The organism is Algoriphagus sp. AGSA1 (assembly GCF_021390545.1).
Lineage (GTDB): Bacteria > Bacteroidota > Bacteroidia > Cytophagales > Cyclobacteriaceae > Algoriphagus.
Map to the genome: position 1 here is coordinate 26,316 of NZ_JAJUWR010000047.1, position 6,113 is coordinate 32,428.

7 protein-coding genes are annotated in these 6,113 nt (G+C 43.5%); 6 read left to right on the plus strand and 1 reads right to left on the minus strand.

The window, feature by feature from the left end; genetic code table 11:
* Positions 1-66: 66 nt before the first annotated feature.
* From LZF95_RS24215 to LZF95_RS24230, 4 genes are all read left to right on the plus strand, one after another.
* Entirely contained in the window at positions 67-261 is a 195-nt protein-coding gene (locus LZF95_RS24215; RefSeq protein ID WP_233757953.1) for a hypothetical protein, read from the plus strand.
* A gap of 71 nt (positions 262-332) precedes the next feature.
* Complete coding sequence (locus tag LZF95_RS24220; RefSeq protein WP_233757954.1) at positions 333-1,640, plus strand: OmpA family protein; 1,308 nt, start codon at positions 333-335, stop codon at positions 1,638-1,640.
* Between the two features lie 146 nt (positions 1,641-1,786).
* Positions 1,787-2,470, plus strand: a complete 684-nt coding sequence (locus LZF95_RS24225; RefSeq protein WP_233757955.1) for a hypothetical protein — start codon at positions 1,787-1,789, stop codon at positions 2,468-2,470.
* A 250-nt stretch (positions 2,471-2,720) separates the two neighbouring features.
* On the plus strand, positions 2,721-3,806 hold the full coding sequence (locus LZF95_RS24230; protein ID WP_233757956.1) for a hypothetical protein: 1,086 nt from the start codon (positions 2,721-2,723) through the stop codon (positions 3,804-3,806).
* Between the two features lie 102 nt (positions 3,807-3,908).
* On the opposite strand, the gene LZF95_RS24235 is transcribed toward LZF95_RS24230, so the two are convergent.
* The gene (locus tag LZF95_RS24235) at positions 3,909-4,232 is read right to left on the minus strand and encodes a hypothetical protein (protein WP_233757957.1); all 324 of its coding nucleotides are present in this window, start codon (positions 4,230-4,232) and stop codon (positions 3,909-3,911) included.
* Positions 4,233-4,410: 178 nt separating this feature from the next.
* On the opposite strand from LZF95_RS24235, the gene LZF95_RS24240 reads away from it, so the two are divergent.
* Both LZF95_RS24240 and LZF95_RS24245 read left to right on the plus strand, forming a co-directional pair.
* Complete coding sequence (locus LZF95_RS24240; protein WP_233757958.1) at positions 4,411-4,638, plus strand: hypothetical protein; 228 nt, start codon at positions 4,411-4,413, stop codon at positions 4,636-4,638.
* A gap of 85 nt (positions 4,639-4,723) precedes the next feature.
* On the plus strand, positions 4,724-5,776 hold the full coding sequence (locus LZF95_RS24245; RefSeq protein ID WP_233757959.1) for a Fic family protein: 1,053 nt from the start codon (positions 4,724-4,726) through the stop codon (positions 5,774-5,776).
* Positions 5,777-6,113 lie beyond the last annotated feature (337 nt).

The window sequence follows — 6,113 nt, forward strand, 5'->3', positions numbered from 1 at the left end:
CTCTCAAGAGGCTTTTGTTAGGATTGTTACACCATACCAACAGCTTGTTACATCATTACAAAGCTTTTGGATAAAGTGTGGGTAGGTTTGGATCGACACTATAGTATGAAGCGCCAGCCAAAAAAATACGAAGCAAAAATCCCAAAGCTGGAAGGGATACAAATCATTTTGAACATCAACGAACTGGAGCAAGGAAGCTACGAACTCATCCTGCTCAACCGGGGACTGGCAATCAAAAAAATCAGATTTGATAAAAAATAAAATCCACAACCATGAAACATCCTGACTGAAAGTAGTCAGACCTGATCGTTACAAATCAAATTTATAAACACATGAAAACCATACCCCATTGGATCGCACTTAATTATATATTCTTTGCAATAGCCATGTTTGGCTTGGCCAGCCCCGGTTTATGCCAATCCAAATTCATTAAGGATTTAAAGAAAACTGCAGAGGAGGCCGCCAAAAGAACCATGGATCGAAAAGTGGAAGAAAAAACTTCCCAAGCTACTGAGGATGCTGTGGATATGATATTGGATGCTCCCAATATTTTCCGGTCCAAACGAGGACAAATAAAAGACACCGAAGAAGGCACTGATAATGAGCTAAGCCCAGAGAACAAGACTTCTGGTTCTTCCGGTGCGGTCACAGTGGCGGGACAGTTCATCCCCGATGGACAGGTGATGTACAAGGATCAATTTGAACGGGATGCCTTGGGAGATTTCCCCTCCAAATGGGAAACCAACTCTGGTGGTGAAGTAGTCACCGTAGATGGGTTCAAGGCGCTGCGAACTTCGGGTACGGGATACTACATCCCCAATCTTCCCAAAAGCCTGCCTGACAACTATGCGGTTGAATTTGATCTTTTCACCTACAATCTGGATTACAAAACCACTACCCCGCTCCGCTTTGCTATCCATCTGGTGAGTCAACCGACAATCTCCAAAGCAAAAAAAGGAGCAAAAATAGAAATGCCTCTATGGTACAAGGGCGCCTCCAACTATTTTCTGGTCGAATCCTATGGTACCACATCAAAGCTCAACAACAAAATCCCTTATGACTACACGGACAAACTGAATGATTTAATCCATGTCACCTTAGTGAAAAACGGCAAAAGGGTCAGGCTTTTTCTAGATGAAATCAAGGTAGTGGACATCCCTACCCTGATCACTGACGACATCGGCCATTACATCCAGTTTTATGTCCGTAGCGTGGATCTTCAGAAAGACCTGGTCGTGGCATTTGCCAACCTTCAGATCACGGAGGAAGGTGAGGATCTCCGTTCAAAATTGCTTAAAAAAGAAGGATTCAGCACTACCGCAATTCTTTTCCATACCGCTTCAGATCAAATTCTATCCTCATCTTTCGAATTCCTGAATGAACTGGGTACGATCCTCCGGGAAGACGGCTCTATAAAAATTCAGATTATCGGCCATACCGACAGTGATGGGGATCAAAACAGCAACCAAATCCTGTCAGAAAATAGAGCCAGGGCAGTCGCCGCTTACTTGAGTGAAAATTTTGGAGTCGAAATGGACAGGCTGATGACGCTGGGCAAGGGTGAATCCGAACCGCTCAACGAAAACTCAAATGCTAATGAAAAGGCAGCAAACAGAAGAGTTGAATTCAAAACATTTTAATCCAGCCCACACCGAAATGATCTTTTCTTGCAAGAGGCCAGGGTAAAAACACCAATGAATATCCGCAAGCCAAGCAACCAGCAATCACAAACCTTTATAAATGAAACAAATAACAAACAAAACATTAACACTAACCTACTTAAGAAATGAAATCTTCACTGAAATTTTTATTTGCCGCATTAGTAATGATTCCTTTGATAGCCCAAGGTCAATTTACCACAAAAACTACCCCGCAGGTCAAAACCACTCCGGCTTTGAAAGCGACCGACCTGAAACCCAATCTGATACAAGCCAATAAACTGCCTAAGCTAGAGCAACCCCAAATTCTAAAGGAGAGCGATATCAGCAAATTCCCCATTATCACCTTCAGTCCGGAGGAATTGGAGCGAAGCCGTCAAAAATCCTGGGAAATCAGCCCCCGAAAACCCTTTGATACCGGAGTATCTATCATCCATTGGGGCACTTTGACAGAGACACAGTTTCTCATGACACCGGTAATCCGCTATGTAGTCAATACAGAATACAATTACCAAGCTTATAGCATGCGGGTATTGGCTAATCTCCAACAAGGAAAAGATTACAAACTGGTATTGAATGTAGAACAGAAAAGCTTCCCTGCCAACTCCACGGTGGGATTCAAGGTCGGGACAAGCGAATTCAGAATGGAGTGGCCGAAAGACAAAAATGAAATCATCATCTTGTTCAACAATACATTCACCGGCCAACAGGTAATAGATATCACACCGGTGCAGGTCAGTGGACGTAGGGAAAGTATTGACTCCAAATTAGAATTTGCCATCAAAAGTATCCGTCTGGAAGAGTTGAAATAAGCTTATGTACATTTTCTTTGAGACGCCATTTTGTGCCTTGCATCAATCAACAGGAAAAGCATTGTACCATCAAGATAGGTCATAATAGATTATCCGTTAAAGTATAAAAAGCGGAAGAAAACGCTCTATCCTAACTGAATTTAACTTTGAATCCCATAGGATGATTTTCCTCAGATTATTCACTACTGTTTTCATTAAGTATCTTTCCCCTTCAGCACTTCTATTGTGCATAGTATATATACTTGGTGGCATGAAAGTCTCTCATGCCCAGCTTTTGGAGCCGGAGCAGCTGGCCACTTACCTGCCCGGTAGTATTGGAAATTACGCCCCCAGTGTAAACTTCGTGGCTCCGGAATATGGCACTCCCCGTTCAGGCTTGGGGCAGGGTGAGTGCCATCCCACCAGAATTGTCACCGGAGAAAACTCCCATACCGACTCAAACGGACAATTGCTGAAGTGGACCTACGCCACCCATCACTACTCCACGGCCCAGTCCCAGCGTTGCCGGGGAGTGGCAAAAAGGCTAAGGATCACCATCGAAGACCGGCTATATGACAGAGAAACCTCTGAGTTCAGGCAGGCGGATTATTTCTCCACCTCCACCAAAGAATCCGCTGAAGGACTCCAAAAATCCTTTTATCTGGATAAGAACATTAAAATCATAGCTTCCCAAAAGCAGGATCCCCAAAAAGGCAGCTGGGTCAAAGCCTTGATTTACGACCGTTTTCTGGTCTCGCTGGAAAGCTTTGTCCTCACAGATGAGCCAACACACGGGATTCAGGCTGAGCAGATAGACACACTAATTGACATGCTCTCATCGACATCACTGAATTTCCTATTAGATGCCACCACTTATGTCCGTGGGGCTGAGTATGGGGATATGTTCGATTCCCGCCAAAGGATAGACTCACTTTTCGTGGCTTCCTTGCCAGATCAGTTTGAAGGCTACAAAGATATTCAGACCACCCGAATGATCGATGATTTGCTGAGAGGCGTAATGCGTGACTATGCTGATGAATCCGGCAATGTGCTGCGGGTGTGGCTCTGGGATTTTCATGAAGACAGGGAGGATCGGCTGATTCCGTTTGTCCAGCTGGCCAAGCAGCGTCCGGAGGATTATCCAGATGGCAGGCTGTACGAAGTTTCAGACTCATCAAACCAATATTTTGGTGTGTTCAGGGAGCCTTTTGGCTTTGAGCATTCTGAGGCTACGCTGATTGTTAATGAAAAATATGTGGTCAACATCATTCTGGAAAAATCAAACCAACACCCCAATTGGAAAAACGCCATACACAATCTTGCTCAGAGGCTGACGGTCAAAGGGAAATTAATTTGATATAAGCATTTCCAAGAGAGACTTTATTCCTATTGCAGTTGCAAAGTATTACGGTTTTTAAAAAATGTATTGACTTCCGTCCTATTAAGTGTAGCCTCAGATTTATAAATCAAGTAATTTTTCCCGATCCTTTAAAAATTCACCAATAGCTTCCTCAATATTAATACCCGATCTTTCCGCTAGAATAATCAACCACCAAATATTCTCGCCCAGTTTATGTTCCAGCTCTACCTCAGCACCTGCTTTGGGCCAGCGTTGCTGTTGCGCCATAATATTACGCCCAACCAATCCGGCATCGGTCAGATAAGCCAAGGCATCTTCTTCCAAGCTCCATTTGCTGCCATGATGCTGGATTTCCAGTTCATGATACTTATTTCTGATTTTAATAGAGCGGCTGATAAGCTCTTCCAAATTGTCGGCTTTCATGATGTTTTTGATTTAACGTTAACTGATTAGATCTGCTTTGGCAGCGGTTATTTTCCCGTATTTTTAATTTTCTCTTTACCCAATCCCGCATTATCACGACATTATTTTGACGCGATTCCTTGTATTGCGTCAATTTCGTGATAGTATTGTCGCAATACTAACTAAAGGGAAATAAGCCATGGCATTCCAAAATGAGCTTGATGTTATTGAGGAAATAATCACGTCATTTCCAAACGGCTTAGCAATAGATGAGCTTATTGAAAAGCTTCCATTCTCGATTAAAAAAGGGCGCTGCAGAGACGGCTTAAAGACCTTAAAGAAAGTGGTCTTATCCGCGTTGAAGGAGAGAGGCTCGAGCTACGCGGTATTTTGCTACCCTTACGCCCTCAAAGACAGAGAAAGCTGACGAGCCACAAACGGCAATCCCCTTATCGCAAGAAGGAAAGGATGTTTTAGCCTTAGTATCACGCCCCGAGATACACAGAACACCAATGGGGTACAAGCGAATATTCTTAGAAAACTATCGTCCGAACATTGACAGTTATCTCAGCAATGAAGAAAAGCAAAAGCTGGCACAATGTGGGAAGACACGGGATAGTGAACAACCCGCAGGAACCTATGCCCGTGAAATCCTGAACCGCCTATTGATTGATCTGTCGTGGAACTCAAGCCGACTGGAAGGCAACACTTATTCACTTTTGGACACGGAATTGCTGATTCATGAAGGACAAGCCGCCAATAATAAATCAGCCAAAGAGACGCAAATGATCCTCAATCACAAAGAGGCAATTGAGTTCTTGGTCGAATCATCAAATGAGATAGATTTTAATCGATACACCGTCCTAAACCTGCATTCCTTGCTGTCAAACAACTTATTGCCGAATCCTGCAGCATTAGGAAGATTAAGGGCATTCGGAGCCGGGATAACACATTCGATTTTTACACCCTTGGGAATTCCCCAACTCATCGAAGAATTATTCGATCTTATTCTTGAAAAAGCGCGGCAAATTGAAAATCCTTTTGAGCAATCATTTTTTGTGTTGGTACACTTCCCGTATTTACAGCCGTTTGATGATGTCAATAAGCGTGTCTCCCTATTGGCGGCCAACCTTCCATTCAACCGTCATAATCTTGCCCCCCTTTCATTTATAGATGTACCTGAAGAAAGCTATGTCAAAGGAATACTTGGGATTTATGAGCTAAATCGAATAGAACTGTTTAAAGATGTTTTCCTGTGGGCATATGAACGATCTGCACTTCGCTATGCTGCCATCCGCCAATCTTTGGGCGAACCAGACACCTTCCGTATGAAATATAGGGAACACATGCGCAGTGCGATTGGTCACATTGTCAGCAACGCAATGGGTAAAGAAGAAGCGTCATCCACAGTGAAATTAGAAGCCCGAAAGCTGCATGAAGCAGATCAAGGGCAATTCATCGAAGTAGTGGAAACCGAACTCCCCGGACTTCATGAAGGAAATTCCGTACGATACCGCATCAAGCCATCCGAATTTTCATCATGGAAAAAGCAATGGGATTCTTAGCAAGATCAATATAAAAAAGGACAAAATTTGGGACAGATTCTGGGACAATTTGAATCTATATCCTAAAGCTGGAGCCCTATAAAACACAAAAAGTTGACCATAATATGATCAACTAATTACCCAGTAACGGGAACAGGACTCGAACCTGTGTCCGCCGCGGCGGATATGAGCACGTCGAGCTGAAGCCCGAACACAAAAAAAGGATACCATTTCTCCTGACTTCGACACTGGGACACCCAAAATCAAAAACCGAACATTTTTGCCAGTTTTCGCTGACTTTGATTCAGAAGCAAGGTCTTTCTTAGCTTTTTGCCGGAAGATTTGAGTTGGATCTCAA